Source organism: Tatumella sp. UCD-D_suzukii, from assembly GCF_000611875.2.
GTDB lineage: Bacteria > Pseudomonadota > Gammaproteobacteria > Enterobacterales > Enterobacteriaceae > Tatumella > Tatumella ptyseos.
Genome location: NZ_JFJX01000030.1, coordinates 19,664 through 35,973 on the forward strand (window position 1 = coordinate 19,664; position 16,310 = coordinate 35,973).

Here is a 16,310-nt window from a genome sequence, read left to right on the forward strand (position 1 = left end):
TCTGCTTATGCTAAAGCTCGCACCATTTCGCAACAAAGCAGCAGGTTTACCCGATTTACTCAACTACGCCGCCCTTGTTGGTGAAGGCGTTGTGTTAGGTAAAGACGGCTCTTTACTTGCTGGATTTTTCTTCCGTGGTGATGATTCTGCATCCGCCACGGAATCAGAGCGCAATTACCTTACGGCGCTTGTAAATACCTATTTGGCTCGTTTTGGCGCGGGCTGGGCTTCTTGGACTGATGCAGCCCGTGTATCTTCGCCTGGCTATCCAGATCCGCAGCAGTCGCATTTCCCTGAGCCAGTGACTGCCTTAATTGATGCCGAACGTCGGGCAACGTTTGAAACATTAGATGCTCACTTTGAGACTGAATATGCGCTGATTTTGCAGTATCTGCCGCCGACAAAACGTAATTCTAAATTTGGCGACATGGTTTACGACGATGACGGGCAAGATGATGTTGCTCTTGCTGACCGGCATCTGACTGATTTTCAAAGACGCCTTGAAGATTTGGCGGATGGGTTAGGCGATCTGCTTCACATGCACCGCATGGGAACTATCGTTGTTGATCGGGATGGTGAAAGTTATAACAGTGATGAACTGGTTAACTATCTGCACTTTGCTATCACTGGTGAATCAATCGCCCTGCGTATTCCTGATTGCCCTATGTATCTGGATTCTTGGCTGGGTTATCCAGAGCTTTGGCCCGGTGATACCCCGAAAGTCGGTAATAAGTTCGTATCATGCGTTGCGATTGATGGATTTCCGGGAGCGTCTTATCCCGGCATCCTCGATATGCTCGACGGTTTACCGCTGGCTTATCGCTGGTCGTCTCGGTTTATTTTCCTTGAACAACATGAAGCGGTGGCAGCGCTAAACCGATACCGGCTCAAGTGGCAGCAGAAAGTACGTGGGTTCTGGTCGCAGGTTATGAAATCGCAAAAGGGTATGGTTAACACTGATGCCCTCGCGATGGCCCAGCAATCGGAAGTGGCCATAAATGATGCTAAATCCGGGCTGATCGCTTACGGATATTACACGCCGGTAATCGTGCTGATGCACGAAGATCGCAAATTCCTTGAAGAACAGGCCCGCTATGTTCGCCGTGAAATTGAGCGTAAGGGCTTCTCTGCTCGTATAGAGACAGTCAATGCGGTTGAGGCGTGGCTGGGTAGCATACCTGGTCAGACTTACCCTAATGTGCGTCGTCCTTTGGTGCATACCCTTAATCTGGCCGACCTTTTACCTCTTGCTAGCGTCTGGCCTGGGTTACGAGAAAATCCCTGTGATCTTTACCCTGATAACTCGCCGCCGCTGATGCAGACCGTAACAACCGGCGCGACGCCTTTCCGTCTAAATTTGCACGTTGGTGATGTTGGCCATACGTTGATTTTTGGCCCAACCGGTGCGGGTAAGTCAACGTTATTAGCAATGATTCTTGCACAATACCGGCGGTATCGTAGTCGCGGAAAACACAACGGTAAATACCTGCCAACCAATATCGTAGCGTTTGATAAGGCCCGCTCGCTTTTCGCTCTTTGTAAGGCCACCGGCGGTACTCATTACGATTTAGGCAGTGACGAGGGCGATACGCCCGCGCTTGCTCCTCTGATTGATATAGACACCGAGTCGGAATTGCTTTGGGCTGAGGAATGGATTGCGGTTTGTTATGAAATGCAGGCAGGGAAATCCCCGACACCAGGCCAAAAGCAGGAAATCCACCGGGCGATGATGCTCCTGCGCGAAGCGCCCCGCGACATGCGTTCTCTGACTCACTTTGTCACCAATGTGCAGGATGACGATCTGAGTGCGGCGCTGAACCATTACACAATTAATGGATCTATGGGCCATATGCTCGATGGCCAGGAAGACAGCATGAATATGTCAGGCTGGGTTGTCTTCGAAATGGATGAACTCATGAAAATGGGGGATAAAAACGCGATTCCGGTGCTGCTCTATCTTTTCAGACGTTTTGAACGGTCATTGAAGGGGCAGCCGTCCGTTCTGTCACTCGATGAAGCATGGGTGATGCTCGGTCATCCTGTTTTCCGTGAAAAACTGCGCGAGTGGCTTAAAGAGCTGCGTAAGAAAAACTGCATTGTGTTAATGGCCACACAATCGCTCTCTGATGCCGTTAACTCTGGATTGCTTGATGTTCTGTTAGAGCAATGCCCGACAAAAATCCTACTGCCTAACAAAGAAGCGGATTTAACAGGCACCAAAGAAGTACCTGGCCCTGCTGACCTGTATCGCATGTTTGGTCTTAATGATCGCGAAATCGGCATCCTGAAAAATAGCCAGTATAAACGCCATTACTACTATAAATCGCCGCTGGGTCGCCGGTTGTTTGAGCTGGGACTTGGGCCTTTGGCGTTGTCTTTTGTTGCTATATCGGACAAAGAGAAATTGGCTGATGTACGTGAACTGATCGCCGAACATGGCGAAAATTGGCCACTGAAATGGTTAGATAAACGAGGTGTAAATTATGAACGCTATCTCAATTCGTAAAGGTATTTTAGGCGCGGCCGTTGCGGCCGCTATTCCTCTGGTCGCAATGTTCGGTACTACTACAGCAATCCTTTACCCGACACCTGCGGCGGCTTTCTTCTGTTCCAACTGTTCTACCAATGTACAGCAGGGGATGCAGTACGCAAAAGATGTTGAAACCGCGTTGAATACCGCGCAACAGCTTCAAACTCAAATAAACCAGTATAACCAGATGATTAAACAGGGACTGGCATTTCCAGATAGCGTTTTTTCAAGTATCAGGGCGAATCTCCAACAGGTCGCTGATTTATACGAAAACACGAAAGCTATCGGCACCAATGTTGCTAACCTGGATGAACAATTCAGGGAGCAATATAAGGGGTATTCTGACTGGCTGAACGTCACCGGTAACGCCTCGGCGGTAATGCCTGATCGTTACACTCAGTGGGCTGAGGAGGGTTCTGATAACGCCCGCACGGCCCTTAAAGCAGTGGGCGCGAATGTCGGTACTTTCGAGAGCGAAGACACAACTTTGTCACGGCTGATAAACCGGTCATCTGGGGCCGCCGGTCAGATGCAAGCAATCCAGGCTGGTAACGAGATCAATGCTCAAAATGTGCAGCAGCTTCAAAAACTGCGGGATCTAATCGGTACTCAAATCACCATGCAAAGCAACTATTTGGCGCAGGATAATGAGCGGAGAGCGGCAGACGATGCCTTTAATGAAAATTTCCGAAAAACCCCTGTGCAGAACACTGGCCGCGATAAGGGGTATTAATAATGGGATTTCTCTCTACTAAAATCATTATCGGACTTGTGGCAGCTCTGATTGTTGTTGTGTCAGTTGTTGTTACCGTCGTTGTCAAAGACGATAACAGTCATAACGACTTTAAGCAGGTGCCGGTACAAACAGACGCCAGTCCAAAGCCTCACGGTAATAGTTTTGAACAGGTTCCTGTCCAGAACACTGGCCGCGATAAGGGGTATTAATATGCTAAATCGCGCTAGTAAATTTGTGACGTTTGCGATGTTTTGTTGTGTGATTTCTGTCGTCTTTATAGGCCAGGCACATGCGGCAAATCTAGCGGATGCAAGTGGTTCAATGACTGGCCTCATGGATCTGATTTTAAAGAACGCCTCAGAATGGCATGACCGTTTAATTGGTTATGCTAAGACTGTTTTCTGGTCACTGGCTGCGATTCAGCTTGTCATTACGTTTTTCCCTTTGGTGTTCCGTCAGGTCGATTTTGGCGAAATTATGGGGGAGTTGATTCGCTTTATTTTGGTGATTGGCTTTTTCTATGCGTTATTGGTTTATTCCTCGGAATGGGCCTCCGATATTGTCGATTCTTTCCGTCAGGCCGGTGCTCATGCGGCGAATATAGATAAGGCTTTACGTCCTGGTGATATGTTCGGCCTCGCAATTGAATTAGCCAATACAATTGGTGACGTTGATACTTGGAACCCGTTAACTGCAACGCTGGTCGCTTTGGCTGGGTTGGTTGTGCTTCTCTGCTTTGCATTTATCGCCGCATTCATGGGATTAACTATCATTGAGTCTTATTTTGTGATCAATGCCTCTGTGATCTTTATGGGGTTTGGGGCATCACAATGGACTCGCGAATATGCGATTGCCATCATGCGTTATGCCGTTTCAGTAGGCGCAAAACTTTTCGTTCTTACGTTGATTGTTGGCATCATTATTTCCTCTGCCAAAGAGTGGCAAACTGCCTATAACCACGATTCAGCGAGTATGTGGACTATGGTCGGGTTAGGGCTTACATGCGCATACCTCTCGAAGACAATCCCTGAAATGGTACAGGGCATTATTTCCGGTACGTCTATGGGGAACGGTTCGGCAATCGGTAGTATGGCGGTTATGGCTATGGCAGCGTCCCAAATCGCGGTCGCTGCAAGCTCTCTGATGAAGGCAAGCACGGCGCTTGAAACGGCGGCCGGTGGTGGTAAAGGCGGTGGCTCAGCCGGTGGCCTTGCAAATAGTCTAAGTTCTTCTCTTAGCGGTGGTGCTCCTAATTCGCCTCCTGGTGGCGTAGATACCGGATCAGCGAAATCTATGACCGGCGGCGGTGCGGCTCCTTCTGGTGGTTCGGCTCCTTCTGGCGGTGCAGCTCCTGCAAGTTCGGGGCCGTCGCGTTCTGGTGCAGCTCCTTCCGGCAGTGATTCTAAATCAGAGAATAAATCCAGCGGGGCTAAATCAGAAGGCGGGAAAGGTGACACGAACAAAGGCGAGGGCAGCGAAGGCGTTAAAAAGGCCGCAGATCTTGCTGCGCGGGCGGGTGGCGTACTGTCAGCTATCTCTGTGCCTGGAATGGAGCAGGCGGCAGGGATGGGCTTAGGGCTTGATGATACACCGTCTGCAACTGGTGAAAGTGGTGATAGTGATAGTGGTGATTTTGCTTCCGAAGAAAATGCCAATACCATCCGACCAGAACAACCGGCGGGGGCAAGTCCTGAGCAACCAGCGGCGGCAAGTCCTGAGCGAACGGCTCAACCATCTAAGAGCGTGATAGATGTAACATCTTCCGTTCGGGACGCAATTAATCAGAGAGATCAAGGCGGTGCAAAATGAGTCCTTTTATCGACATTATGATTTTTGCTGTGATCACCCTGTTTGTTGGTGTCACATGGTGGGCGTTTGGCCAGTACCTACGTAAGAAGGGGGAGACTAAGAAACTGGATCAAATGGAAAAAGGCTATAACGTCACCGCACGTTACACCGGTAAGGTTTTAGGGCCGTTGGGTCGTGCGTTAATTAACGCAAGCTCTGCAATGTCAAAAGTCCCGTTGCTTGGTTCTCGGCATCAGCGGGAAGTTTTTGAAAACCTGAAAAAAATCACTCAACCGCCGCAGGGTAAAACCCCTCCTTCTAAAGACTGATTGTATAGAAATGTAAAGACTGCCCCCAGCTCTTGCCGGGGGATTACACATGACTGATTATATAGTCTAGTGACTATCAAAAGTCGTCTAAAAAAATGCTCAAATATTGCGAGATACGTCTTATGGCTAAAGAAAAAGTGATTAAAAAACCTGCACCTGAGACGCCTTATCTGGCAGCGCGTCGAGAATGGAATGAGCGATATTCCAGTTTCATCGCGGCTGCTAATAATTGGCGTGTCATTGCCCTATGTTCGGTCGCTACGTCTCTGGTTCTTGCCGGTGGCATGGTCTACGTAGGCGGACAGCAAAAAGTCGTGCCCTATGCAGTTCAGTATAACGAACGTGGCGAGGTCGCGAGTGTTACACGGGCTGATATTGCTATGGTTCCAGCTCAAAGATATATCGCGGCTGCGTTAGGCGAGTGGGTAAGGGGAGCACGCTCTGTTTATGTCGATAACAGAGCGATGAAAACTTTCATTGATAAAACGTATGCAATGACATACCCGGACAGCGCCTGTTATCAGATGCTTTCTAATTATCATAGAGAGCATAACCCCTATCAACGCGCACAAAATGAAACGGTAGACGTTGACGTTAAAACGGCCATGCCAATTGGCAACTCTAAAACATGGCAGGTTGATTGGCTGGAAACAGTCAAGCAGCGATCTGGCAAGGTTATTTCCACAAAACAATATCAGGCCATGATCACAACAGTAATCGCACCGCCCACAACGGAACAGCAAATCATGGTGAACCCGCAGGGTATTTATGCCCAGGAATGCGCATGGGTTAACCGTCAATAATTTATTACAGGTGAATATCGTATGAAAAAAATCAATGTTATTTGTGGGCTGGTTCTGGCAGCTATGGCGGGGCAAGCAATGGCGGAGTCGTTGCCTCCGATTCAGTTGATCAACCCTGAAAGAGTCCATCTTGATGGTAAAGAGGCGGCCGGTGTTCGCCTGGCTGAACAGTGGAAATCTCACCCTGACCGTCCGCGCCGTGGGGAAGATGGCAGCGTTAAGTATCTCTTTGGTGCTACTCTGCCGACGTTAGTTTGCTCCCCTCTACAAGTTTGCTCTATCCGCCTGCAACCTGGTGAAGTTGTCAGCGACGTGCATGTTGGTGACTCTGTTCGCTGGAAAATAACTCCAGCTACCGAAGGACAAGGCGCGAACGTTACAACAATGCTGATCGTAAAGGCCACCGATGCCGCATTGAGCACAAACCTATTAATTACAACTGATCGCCGCGTGTACACAATTAAGCTGGTGAGCACTCAACGTTCATGGATTCCCGTTCTGTCATTTGATTACCCGGAAGATGTTCAAAGCGAGTGGGCCGCTTACCATAAGCGTGTCGCGACTCAGACTTATAACAACACATTACCAACGGGCCAAAATGTCGCTAATCTCGATTTTAACTACCGTATGAGTGGTGATAGTCCGAGCTGGAAGCCCCTGCGCGTTTACTCCGATGGTGTCAAAACTTACATTCAATTCCCGTCGGCCAACTTTAACAGCGAAGCCCCTGCGCTGGTTGCATTAGGGGATGATGGCGGGCTATTCCGTAGTCCTTCCCAGCAGATCGTTAACTACCGTGTTATTGGTGATCGTTATGTTGTCGATAAGGTGCTGGATTCCGCTGCTCTAATCGTTGGTGTTGGAAGTCGTCAAACCAAAGTGACTATTACTCACACCAAAGGTGGGCGCTGATGAAAAAGATTTTATGGCCAGTCTTACCGGTTCTTGTGGCCTCTATTCTGGGAGGCTGTGCATCCAATCCCGATGCGTCATATGTATCAGACAAGGTTAGATCTATTGATGCTAACGTGCTTGCTACTGACACTGTGGCTTATCTTAGTGAGGCTTTGCCTCCTGCGCGTACAACGCTACTGATTGAGCCGCCTAAATCGGGTGATGCTGTGACGCCGGTAATGTTGGAAAAACTGCGTCAGCGTGGTTACGGTGTCACAACTTACACACCACAAAAAGGAATAGTGACGCCTATCGGTACACCGTTCCGCTATGCTGTCAGTCCTCTTGATAACGGCGTGTGGTTGCGGCTTTCTTATCCAGGAAAAGAAGCCACCCGCTTTTATCTGCGTACAACCGCAGGTCTGATGGCTAACTCTCCATTTACGGTAAAAGAGGGGGCCGCCAGTGAGTGATAAAAAAACAGATTTAAACCTTGAAGATGAATTGCCGCCTGAGAATGAAACAGACGATATGCACCCCGACAGTGATGCGCCGGACTTTTTAGCAAAGCCTAAAAGGGGTAAAGGCGTCAGACGCTTAAACCGGGTTCCTCTGATCGCTATTGGTGGGATAATTCTGCTCGCTGTAGTAGCAATTAGCTATACATTTATTTCACGTCAGAACCAAAACGCCGGGAAAGTGGCTCAAGGCCCGGCAGCGCCGATTAATACGACGAACCCGCCTCCTGTACAACCAACGGGGGGGGATTATGTCGGCCCGCCGGTTGCACCGGCCGGTAATGAAAATGCACCGCCTGCGGTGCCTTCTACTGCAAACACGAATAGCCCGGCGGCAGCTCCTGCACCTCAAATGTCAGAGGCTTACCAGAACCGGATAAGGCAGATTAATCGGCTGGAAGAAAAAAAGCTGAATGATTTTGAAATGGCCCTCGATGCAGATCCTAGCGTTTCAATGAACAAACGGTCAGGCGGGGCATCTGCTCAACAGGCCAGCGCCGTACAGCCAGCAGGGAACCAGGCGGCGAGTGTGGATAGTCAAATGCAGCAGTATATTGCTGCTATGGGAGGAGCCAACGGCGGCGGCATGGGCGGCGGCATGGGTGGAGGCATGGGCGGTGATGATATGCACGCCGCCAACCGACAGGATCAGAAACAGGCATATCTTAACGGATCACCTCAGACTGATACTTACCTCAATGCGCAGCGTATGCCAGCAATTGACGCTAATCAGGAAATCAAAGCAGGTACGGTAATCCCTGGTGTTATGATTTCAGGATTAAATTCGGATTTGCCGGGCCAGATAATTGGTCAGGTGCGTGAAAACGTCTATGACTCGGCTACGGGCCAGCATCTGCTAATCCCTGCCGGTGCTCGTCTTGTAGGGCAATATGATAGTGGTGTGACAATCGGCCAGGAGCGTGCGTTAGTTGTGTGGGATCGCATCATCTTCCCTGATAGTTCGTCCATATCGTTGGCAAGAATGTCCGGCGCAGATATGAGCGGTTATGCTGGGTTCAATGACAAAGTGAACAACCATTACGGCAAACTTTTCTTTAATGCGTTGCTTCTTTCCACCTTCTCAGCCGGTGTGCAGCTCTCGCAGCCGCAGGCCCAAAATGGGGAGAACTATAGCAGCTCGCAGATCATCGCTGGGTCGATGGGTCAGCAACTTGGCCAGCTCGGTATGCAGCTCGCGCAACGTGGTATGAATGTTCAACCTACCTTAGAAATTCGGCCGGGATATGCGTTTAATATCATGGTCAATAAAGACATTATTTTACCTAACTGGCAGGGGCATCCGATGGCCGCAGGATATGGGTCGAATAATTGATTCACTAATCAAGGCGGCCATAATGGCCGCTTTTCTATAAGAGTGAAATCAGCCCGCACGAAACGAAACATCATAAGGAAACGTTAGCATGACCAGTGACATTGAGTACAACGGCATTCTGCCGGGTAAAGAGGAAGGGCGTACCCTGATGCTTGTCACCGACCTGACAGAGCAGGGCAACCCACGTTACATAGTTTCTGATCAAGGCCGCCTACTGCGCGAAAATCAGGACGGCACTCTGACTGATACGAATTTTAGCGGCAACCTTTTCATTACCCCAAAAGATCAGGAAACAGAGGGTGCCTGGGACTGGTGGCTGATTTTTGAAAATGGTAACTTTACCGAAGCAACGGAAATTCCTGATTATGCCTTTTATACATCGGGACATCCCGGCACCTGTCGCGGGATCTGAAAAATGCGAAATGAAGGGTTAAGAGGGGCACCAAATAAAACATCTAAAGGCCGCATAAAGCGGCCTTCCCTGCATAACTTATGGCCAGAACGGGTCTAATAACCATTCAGCAATAACTTTTTTATTTTCTCTGCTCAACTTGCCTGCTGCGCGGATGTTGAAAAAGGATTTGATCATTAGTCATGTTGATTTCCTTCTTTTATCCAAAAAATTTTAATGTAAGCGGTTAGCTCCTCGTAAAACGCACCAGAGACAATCCTTGCTACAATAAAGACACAAAATCCGACGAGAAGAATATTAACCAGCTCTGACATGGCTTGCTTTGGGAAATCCATTCCGTTTTTTTGTAGGTACAGGGTTATTCCTAAATACCCTACAAAAAACACAACCCATGCCATTGTCAGCCAGCGGGTTAAGGATGCGCATATCAAGTATGTGTAATACTTTACGGGCATGGCGTTCCTCACTGCCGTTAGTAATTTATTGTCTATTTCTTCTGTCAGAGATCTGGCAGTTAATCTTTTCATGATTCCTCTCGTAATAGTGAAAATTTAATTAAACCGTTTTTTTCTGGCAAAAGCGGCTATAGCCTTGCAAATTAACTCACCGGCGCTAGGGAGTAATTTTTCTGCGGCCAGTGCGATAAAAAATCCTCTTATTGGTGCCGCTGTTAGTAGTGAAAAGCTGATGCTCTCGCCAGACACCATGAACATGGGAACAAGTACCGCGATCTGGACTGCAAAGGCCCAACGGGCGATTTTGGCAACAAGCCGCCCGACGTTTGCAGCTTTCAGAATGGCTGTAAATAAAGCATTGTATGTTGTGATTTTCATGGCTGCTTCCTCGTTAATTGTGCTGGTTGGCCAGTGATTTAGCAAAGCGGTAGCAGTGCAGCACCGGCAGGCCGAAACATAGAGAAGGACGCAAAGCGTTGCTGACCTGTGAAGCTGCTACACTGCCAAATAACCAGCCCTATTAACAGGATGCTCATGCAGCCACTTACGCTTTATCAGACTCTGACTCTGCTTTTAGCGCGGCATAGAGTGCAGTTTTACCGACTTTTAGCGCCTTTGATGCCTCTCTTACACTCATTCCGTCAGCTATTAATAATTTGGCCTTCTCTTTCTTCTCAGGCGTGATAGCACGTCTGCGGCCGCCAATCCGTCCCTCTGATCTGGCTTTTTTAAGTGAAACTATTGTCCTTTCACGGATCAGCTCTCGCTCAAAATTTGCCAGCACGGCCATGATGCCGAAAATCATTTTACCCTGTGGTGTGCTGGTATCAATTCCGGCATCCGTAAGGGATTTAAAAGCAATCCCGCGCTTGCCTAAATCTTCGACTAACTGGATCAAATGGGTAAGAGAACGGCCTAACCGGTCTACTTTCCAAACAACAAGCGTATCGCCTGGCCGAAGGTATTGAAGCATTTTATCAAGGCCCGGTCGGGCTGTTTTCATTCCGCTGGCAACGTCACTAAAAATCTTTGTACATCCGGCAGCTTTTAAGGCGTCAATCTGCGGCCCGGTGCTCTGGTCTGCTGTTGATACGCGGGCATAGCCGAATACATTGTTTGCTGTGCCTTCTGGCAATTCCATTGTGATGGGGTCAAATGGATCACGCATTATTTTTCCCTTAATCCCGACGCTGACGGGATGGCCTTTTCTTCAAGTGCCTGAATGGCTGCTGTCTTATCGGCAACAATCAGACAGGGTGCCTGATTAGGTTTGCTGGTTTTCATATCTTCCCCTATTCAGTGAGTGGATCAGCTTACTGCCATATTGGCCACAAAGCCCAAATCGCTATCGTAGCGGTGATAATAACTAAAAAAACGGCGGCTAACTCTGGCCAGAAAAGTTGAATGAAAAGTTTACCTTTCATTAGTTACCTCATGGTGTCCGTTAAATGGTGAGTTATGAAAACTGTCCGTTAAACCTGTTTTATTGTATCTTGTCCGTTAAATGTCCGCAATGTGATTTTACGGACTACTTTTTTGCTGTCCGTTAAACGGTCGTTTTACGGACAAATATTCTTGCTCTGCAATATCGGTGCTTGTATAGTGTGGATTGTGCAATCCACAAGACGAGGAAATAAACGTGAAAAAATTTTGGTTAGTCCCTGTTTTCTGCCTGATCGGCATTATTGCGTACCTAGTTGCTAGCCATCATCTAAAGAGCGATGAAATACCAGCGATTTCCTCGGTGGAAGAATTACCGAAAACCTCGCCCGCTGTCGCGCCTGGCACTCGGCTGATTGGCAGGGTCGGGCGCGTCGTGGATGGGGACACATTAGAGTTTTTGGCAGATGATCGGCCAATACCTATCCGCGTTCGTATCTCCGATATTGATGCCCCTGAAAAAGATCAACCATTTGGCCAGCAGTCCCGGCAGGCGTTGGCACAAACAGTAGACGGCAATCCGGTTGCTGTTGTCGTAAAGGGCTATGACCGCTACGGCCGCACACTCGGCCTTGTCTTTGCAAAAGTTTGCAAACCTGCCTGTATATTCGTTGATGTAAACGCCGAACAAGTTAAAACGGGCATGGCGTGGGCCTATCGCTTCCATAACAAGGCTTCGAGTCCTGAAATGCTGGAACTTGAAACGAAAGCCCGAAAAAAAAATATTGGCCTATGGTCAGATCCTGACGCAGTGGAGCCGTGGAAATGGCGGCACCAAATGAAAGGCGACAATAAAACTACACAACATTGATTACTCAATACTGAGGGTCATCCCTCTAAGGGCAAATAATGAAAGGTTTCAAATTAAAAGGTTTCAAATTTCGAGTTATTTCTATCAAGCCGTTTCAGGCATGGAAGCATCCCAAAAGCGCGGAATTACGCGCTAAATTATGGGGCGCTGCGATCCGGCTATTTATGTTTGCTGGTTACACGGTCTGCCTTGCTGGAAGCGCCCGAACGGGTAAAAGCTATCTTCTGAACAAGCTATTGCCGGGGCAGGTGATCGACGCTCGACCGCAACTTGTTGCCAACAAGTGGAAAGCCCCCGTCCCGTTTAGCATCCATAGCGTCAAGCTGGGGCCGATAGGAGTTGATGAAACTTCCTATTTTTCGCCGGAAACACTACGCGATAACGCTGACAAACTGTTACGCCGTAAAGTCGTATACACGGCTCAAAGCATAGAATCAGCGGTCGATGTTGCCGCTAATTTGCGGTGTCGTAAATTGATCATCGTTTTTATTGGTGCGATGTTTTCCCCTGAATACGAAATTAATCGTATTAAGCAGCATCGGGGGGAATGATGGCGACTCCAACCAGCCAGGCTTACGATGAATTTCAGCGGGCTTATGACCACTATAACGAATACCTTTTTGATGGTGAGTTGCCACCTTGCCTGATGACAATGCAGCGCGAGAAACGCACTTACGGCTATTTCTCTCATAAACGTTTTATCCACTATGAGAACAAAGAGACGGTCACGGACGAAATCGCTTTAAACCCGTCCTACTTTGGTGTCGTCCCATTGTTGGAGATATTGCAAACGGTGGTTCATGAAATGTGCCATTTGTGGCAATTCCATTACGGCAAACCTGGGCGAAGGGGCTATCACAATGTGGAGTGGGCCAACAAAATGGAGTCTATCGGCCTGATGCCATCGAGCACCGGCCAGCCAGGTGGTAAGCGCGTGGGCGATTCGATGGCTGATTACGCTATAAAAGGCGGCCAGTTTATGAAGGCCACGCAGGAGCTACTATCTGGAGGGTTCCGCGTAACATGGTTTGACAGATTCCCGCCTGAAAAGCTGGCACAAACTGCAACCACTAATGAAAATGCTGCTGAAACTATCATGGCGTTGTTTTTGGATGATGGCGAAGACGAACTGAGCGAAGAAGCTGCCGAAATGTACGAGCTGGCTGCTGCTGTTCCTCTTTCGTCTGCCGGTATAGGTGAAATGATCCAGCCGCAAGCCGGAAACCGGAGTAACCGCGATAAGTATCGTTGCCCGGAGTGCGGGGCGCAGGTGTGGGGAAAGCCGGGGCTGCGGGTAATCTGTGGTGGTGACGGCTGCGATGATGCCGTTTTTGTAGTTGTAGGATCGTCAGATAGTGATGACGATGATTAAACCATCAAGTCAGGTCAATGTTTTGAGTAAAGAGACTAAACATATACACAAAGGCGAAGGAGGTTTTATGCAAAAAATAAATGGCCGTTCTGTTTTAAAAATCGCCCGTAGATTCAATGCGGAGGTTGCTGGTTCATCAGGCCATGTTCTTTTACTTGGTGCAACCGGCACCGGGAAATCCACTATTTTGGAAAACTACCTGAAAACATTCCCAGCGACACACTCTAACTTTGAGACGCGGGAACCTTCTGTTGATGAATTATCAGAAAATAACCTGTTTAAAGATCAACCTGTCGCAGTTGTTGATTACATAAATTTTGATAGTACCAATAGCCGTCAGCTTCTTGATGTACTCCGAACCGGCCGCGCTCGCGGGCGTCGGTTGATTGTTTCAACAATGACAATGCCGCCAGATGAATTTTTAAACCAATTTTCTAAGGTCTACGAGCTGCGTCGAGAAAAACCGGGCGAGGGCATCAGGATGATTGTTACTGGTGAAGGTGAAAAGATGGTTATCACTCAATCAGCAGAAGCTGTATAGGCATAGCGCCCGGAGTTTCCGGGCATTCGCTACCCAAACAACTAACATTTTAAGTGAGATATAAGCATGAGAAACAGTAACAGTGCAGGCGTTGTAATGAAACCGGAAGGATCTCGAAAAGTCGTTGTTTTAAACGGTAGTCGCCAGATCGACCAGGTTATTGGTGGTGAATGGCAAACTCAGAAAGTCCTCCCGGAAAATGGTTTGCCAAAAGGTATCTATCAGCTATCTGACGCGAAATCCCCGGAGAACTCCGCGAAGCCGGTAACGTATACCGGCGCAATTTTGCAGGTTGATAGTGGTAAGGTTTTCCAGCTTTGCGGGAAGAACATTATCAAGCATGACCGCAGTACGTTTAGTGATATTGATAAGGAGCCTAACGGTATTGTCGTTGGGCGCACTCATACTGTCGAGTACCAGAACGGGCGCGGGAAAGTAACTGGCACCAAAGAAGCGGCTGCACCAAAAGAAAGAAGCAAATCAGGCGGGGCGGAACTGTAACGCTTAAAAGCTAAGGGGTATTTTATGGGTGTTTTTGTGCAACATAATGGCCTTGTTTATGATGAAAATAATAAAGACTGCAAGTGTTATTTGTTTTCCTCTCAAGGGTCACATTACGCATTTATTCAGGTGTTAGATGGTGATATAAAAAAAAGATATTGGGGGGTATACGATCACTCATTACCGAGTGAATCAATAAAAGCAATAATGGAAAACGGCGGGAAATGGCCAGTCTTACCCAATTTGTAACCATAAAGAAAACCCCCAATTAAGGGGGTTTTTTTTATTTATCTAACTTTGGTTTTCCATCTGTCCCCGTCTCATAAGAACCGTCGCAATTCGGATAACCGGAACAGCTATAAAAATCATATTTGCGTCCCGGTCGCAGATGGCCCCCTATTTTTTTTGGTGCTGTTGTACCAACCCGGCGCACAAGGTCTTTCCCACATTTCGGGCATGGTATTCCTGATGTGGGCGCTTTTGCCTTACTCTGTCCTGTCTTTTTATCCCCTGGCTTTCCTTTGTTGTCCGGGAAAGACTCTTTGCAATCCGGGTAGCCGGTGCATGACCAGAAAAACCCATATTGGCCTTTAAGCCTGCGCAACGCTTTTCCGCATGACGGGCAAGGATGTGCGGCGGCGATCTCAACTTTCTGTAACCGGCTTAATTCATCATCGAGCGATGACCAGGCAGACGACACAACCGCTTCATAAGTGGTTTTACCTTCGGCAATATCATCAAGCTCGTCCTCAAGCCCCCGCGTGTAATCCAGCTCCGCGAACTGGAAACGAGTAACCAGAGCATCACGGACTTTTTCGCCCACGGGTGACGGTAACAGATACCCTTTTTTATCTTCGGTAACGTAAGTACGGGATGTGATGTTATCGAGGATTGCCGCATAAGTTGATGGGCGGCCTATCCCTAGTCGCTCCATTTCTGCAACAAGCGTGGGCTGCGTGAAACGGCGAGGCGGCTGTGTGGTCTTTTTCAATATCCGGCCATCTGTAGCGGTGACGGCTGCGCCGGTATCGAGATCAGGCACCGGGTTTGTGCTTTCTTCGTCATCTTTATCAATGTCACTGGAATCATCATAAACAGCCATCCAGCCCGGCGTTACAAGGGTTCTTCCGGTTGCTTCATAATTGAAGCCTTCACCTGATAAAACGGCTGTACGAACGGCATAAATGGCGTCAGCGAGCTGTGAGGCAACCGCTCTTTGCCAGATAAGTTTATATAACGCCCGTTCTTCTTCGCTCTCTCCAGCTTCAAGATCAGCGGCGTGTGTTGGTCTGATTGCTTCGTGGCCTTCCTGCGCTCCCTCTTTTGCTTTCCATACTCGTTTTTTTTCTGATAACGGTAAGCCAGCGCTGCGGGCATAATTTGCTATATCTTCCATGCCTGCTGCATCCATATTTGGTGCGTCAGTACGGTGGTAGGTAATAGCCCCCTGCTCGTAAAGCCGCTGCGCGAGTTCCATTGTCTTTTTTGGTTTGAGTTTGAGACGTCGGCCCGCTATCTGCTGCAACATTGAGGTGGTGAAAGGTGCGGCCGGTGCCTTACCTTTTTTATTATCGGTGAAACTGGTCACGGTGACATTACGAACCGCTGCGGCGCGGGTTGCCAGATCCTTATCAGTTATATATTTCCCCCCTTCTGCTAAGTGGGGTTTTGTGTCCCATACTGCCCGCCACTTACCATCATCAAAAGATAGTTCAGCACCAAAATGCTGAGTGGCCACAAAGTTGGCTATCTCTCGCTCTCTGTCTACGACGAGTCGAACAGCAGGTGATTGCACACGACCAGCAGATAAACGCTCTCCGGCCCGATCTGACAGCGCGGGACTTACG

General features: G+C 48.5%; 20 protein-coding genes. 16 read left to right on the forward strand and 4 right to left on the reverse strand.

The annotated features are described in order from the left end of the window. Nucleotides 1–7: 7 nt before the first annotated feature. From CG67_RS06985 to CG67_RS07030, 10 genes are all read left to right on the forward strand, one after another. Nucleotides 8–2,506, forward strand: coding sequence for a transporter (locus CG67_RS06985; RefSeq protein WP_025902241.1), 2,499 nt, complete (start codon nt 8–10; stop codon nt 2,504–2,506). Next, nucleotides 2,484–3,263 (forward strand): P-type conjugative transfer protein TrbJ, encoded by a 780-nt coding sequence (gene trbJ / locus CG67_RS06990; RefSeq protein ID WP_025902242.1) that lies wholly within the window; start codon nt 2,484–2,486, stop codon nt 3,261–3,263. The genes CG67_RS06985 and trbJ overlap by 23 nt, the downstream gene beginning before the upstream one ends. A gap of 2 nt (nt 3,264–3,265) precedes the next feature. Continuing rightward, on the forward strand, nt 3,266–3,475 hold the full coding sequence (locus CG67_RS06995; RefSeq protein ID WP_025902243.1) for a hypothetical protein: 210 nt from the start codon (nt 3,266–3,268) through the stop codon (nt 3,473–3,475). Nucleotide 3,476: 1 nt separating this feature from the next. Continuing rightward, nucleotides 3,477–5,075, forward strand: coding sequence for a P-type conjugative transfer protein TrbL (gene trbL / locus CG67_RS07000; protein ID WP_025902244.1), 1,599 nt, complete (start codon nt 3,477–3,479; stop codon nt 5,073–5,075). Next, on the forward strand, nt 5,072–5,383 hold the full coding sequence (locus tag CG67_RS07005; RefSeq protein WP_025902245.1) for a hypothetical protein: 312 nt from the start codon (nt 5,072–5,074) through the stop codon (nt 5,381–5,383). Before trbL ends, CG67_RS07005 begins: the two co-directional genes overlap by 4 nt. A gap of 122 nt (nt 5,384–5,505) precedes the next feature. Continuing rightward, entirely contained in the window at nt 5,506–6,186 is a 681-nt protein-coding gene (locus tag CG67_RS07010; protein ID WP_025902246.1) for a VirB8/TrbF family protein, read from the forward strand. A 21-nt stretch (nt 6,187–6,207) separates the two neighbouring features. Continuing rightward, nucleotides 6,208–7,098: a P-type conjugative transfer protein TrbG gene (gene trbG, locus CG67_RS07015; protein WP_025902247.1), complete on the forward strand. Its 891-nt coding sequence runs from the start codon at nt 6,208–6,210 to the stop codon at nt 7,096–7,098. Next, nucleotides 7,098–7,553, forward strand: a complete 456-nt coding sequence (locus tag CG67_RS07020; RefSeq protein ID WP_025902248.1) for a hypothetical protein — start codon at nt 7,098–7,100, stop codon at nt 7,551–7,553. Before trbG ends, CG67_RS07020 begins: the two co-directional genes overlap by 1 nt. Beyond that, the gene (locus CG67_RS07025) at nt 7,546–8,931 is read left to right on the forward strand and encodes a TrbI/VirB10 family protein (RefSeq protein WP_025902249.1); all 1,386 of its coding nucleotides are present in this window, start codon (nt 7,546–7,548) and stop codon (nt 8,929–8,931) included. Before CG67_RS07020 ends, CG67_RS07025 begins: the two co-directional genes overlap by 8 nt. Before the next feature lie 88 nt (nt 8,932–9,019). Further along, nucleotides 9,020–9,343, forward strand: a complete 324-nt coding sequence (locus CG67_RS07030; RefSeq protein ID WP_025902250.1) for a hypothetical protein — start codon at nt 9,020–9,022, stop codon at nt 9,341–9,343. A 176-nt stretch (nt 9,344–9,519) separates the two neighbouring features. On the opposite strand, the gene CG67_RS07035 is transcribed toward CG67_RS07030, so the two are convergent. From CG67_RS07035 to CG67_RS07045, 3 genes are all read right to left on the reverse strand, one after another. Further along, entirely contained in the window at nt 9,520–9,870 is a 351-nt protein-coding gene (locus tag CG67_RS07035; RefSeq protein ID WP_025902251.1) for a hypothetical protein, read from the reverse strand. Between the two features lie 24 nt (nt 9,871–9,894). Continuing rightward, nucleotides 9,895–10,176 (reverse strand): hypothetical protein, encoded by a 282-nt coding sequence (locus CG67_RS07040; protein ID WP_025902252.1) that lies wholly within the window; start codon nt 10,174–10,176, stop codon nt 9,895–9,897. Nucleotides 10,177–10,342: 166 nt separating this feature from the next. Further along, nucleotides 10,343–10,966 carry a recombinase family protein gene (locus tag CG67_RS07045; protein ID WP_025902253.1) on the reverse strand — a complete coding sequence of 208 codons (624 nt, stop codon included), beginning with the start codon at nt 10,964–10,966 and terminating at the stop codon, nt 10,343–10,345. 471 nt (nt 10,967–11,437) lie between these two features. On the opposite strand from CG67_RS07045, the gene CG67_RS07050 reads away from it, so the two are divergent. From CG67_RS07050 to CG67_RS07075, 6 genes are all read left to right on the forward strand, one after another. Beyond that, nucleotides 11,438–12,049, forward strand: a complete 612-nt coding sequence (locus CG67_RS07050) for a thermonuclease family protein (protein ID WP_025902254.1) — start codon at nt 11,438–11,440, stop codon at nt 12,047–12,049. A 38-nt stretch (nt 12,050–12,087) separates the two neighbouring features. Next, nucleotides 12,088–12,600 carry a hypothetical protein gene (locus CG67_RS18540; protein ID WP_025902255.1) on the forward strand — a complete coding sequence of 171 codons (513 nt, stop codon included), beginning with the start codon at nt 12,088–12,090 and terminating at the stop codon, nt 12,598–12,600. Then, nucleotides 12,600–13,421 carry a SprT-like domain-containing protein gene (locus tag CG67_RS07060; protein WP_025902256.1) on the forward strand — a complete coding sequence of 274 codons (822 nt, stop codon included), beginning with the start codon at nt 12,600–12,602 and terminating at the stop codon, nt 13,419–13,421. The genes CG67_RS18540 and CG67_RS07060 overlap by 1 nt, the downstream gene beginning before the upstream one ends. Before the next feature lie 67 nt (nt 13,422–13,488). Beyond that, nucleotides 13,489–13,962: an ATP-binding protein gene (locus CG67_RS07065; protein ID WP_025902257.1), complete on the forward strand. Its 474-nt coding sequence runs from the start codon at nt 13,489–13,491 to the stop codon at nt 13,960–13,962. 96 nt (nt 13,963–14,058) lie between these two features. Continuing rightward, the gene (locus CG67_RS07070; protein WP_025902258.1) at nt 14,059–14,463 is read left to right on the forward strand and encodes a KfrB domain-containing protein; all 405 of its coding nucleotides are present in this window, start codon (nt 14,059–14,061) and stop codon (nt 14,461–14,463) included. Between the two features lie 24 nt (nt 14,464–14,487). After that, nucleotides 14,488–14,712, forward strand: a complete 225-nt coding sequence (locus tag CG67_RS07075) for a hypothetical protein (protein WP_025902259.1) — start codon at nt 14,488–14,490, stop codon at nt 14,710–14,712. Nucleotides 14,713–14,746: 34 nt separating this feature from the next. Here the strand turns inward: CG67_RS07075 and CG67_RS07080 are convergent. Continuing rightward, nucleotides 14,747–16,310: DNA topoisomerase (locus CG67_RS07080; RefSeq protein ID WP_025902260.1), on the reverse strand; the 1,564-nt coding region annotated here is incomplete at its 5' end.

Coding starts and splice junctions, on each gene's coding strand:
- CG67_RS07075 (WP_025902259.1), top strand. CDS start 14,488: ATGGGTGTTTTTGTGCAACATAATGGCCTTGTTTATGATGAAAATAAT.
- trbG (WP_025902247.1), top strand. CDS start 6,208: ATGAAAAAAATCAATGTTATTTGTGGGCTGGTTCTGGCAGCTATGGCG.
- CG67_RS07045 (WP_025902253.1), bottom strand. CDS start 10,966: ATGCGTGATCCATTTGACCCCATCACAATGGAATTGCCAGAAGGCACA.
- CG67_RS06995 (WP_025902243.1), top strand. CDS start 3,266: ATGGGATTTCTCTCTACTAAAATCATTATCGGACTTGTGGCAGCTCTG.
- CG67_RS18540 (WP_025902255.1), top strand. CDS start 12,088: ATGAAAGGTTTCAAATTAAAAGGTTTCAAATTTCGAGTTATTTCTATC.
- CG67_RS07010 (WP_025902246.1), top strand. CDS start 5,506: ATGGCTAAAGAAAAAGTGATTAAAAAACCTGCACCTGAGACGCCTTAT.
- CG67_RS07065 (WP_025902257.1), top strand. CDS start 13,489: ATGCAAAAAATAAATGGCCGTTCTGTTTTAAAAATCGCCCGTAGATTC.
- CG67_RS07020 (WP_025902248.1), top strand. CDS start 7,098: ATGAAAAAGATTTTATGGCCAGTCTTACCGGTTCTTGTGGCCTCTATT.
- trbL (WP_025902244.1), top strand. CDS start 3,477: ATGCTAAATCGCGCTAGTAAATTTGTGACGTTTGCGATGTTTTGTTGT.
- CG67_RS07005 (WP_025902245.1), top strand. CDS start 5,072: ATGAGTCCTTTTATCGACATTATGATTTTTGCTGTGATCACCCTGTTT.
- trbJ (WP_025902242.1), top strand. CDS start 2,484: ATGAACGCTATCTCAATTCGTAAAGGTATTTTAGGCGCGGCCGTTGCG.
- CG67_RS07035 (WP_025902251.1), bottom strand. CDS start 9,870: ATGAAAAGATTAACTGCCAGATCTCTGACAGAAGAAATAGACAATAAA.
- CG67_RS06985 (WP_025902241.1), top strand. CDS start 8: ATGCTAAAGCTCGCACCATTTCGCAACAAAGCAGCAGGTTTACCCGAT.
- CG67_RS07060 (WP_025902256.1), top strand. CDS start 12,600: ATGGCGACTCCAACCAGCCAGGCTTACGATGAATTTCAGCGGGCTTAT.
- CG67_RS07070 (WP_025902258.1), top strand. CDS start 14,059: ATGAAACCGGAAGGATCTCGAAAAGTCGTTGTTTTAAACGGTAGTCGC.
- CG67_RS07040 (WP_025902252.1), bottom strand. CDS start 10,176: ATGAAAATCACAACATACAATGCTTTATTTACAGCCATTCTGAAAGCT.
- CG67_RS07030 (WP_025902250.1), top strand. CDS start 9,020: ATGACCAGTGACATTGAGTACAACGGCATTCTGCCGGGTAAAGAGGAA.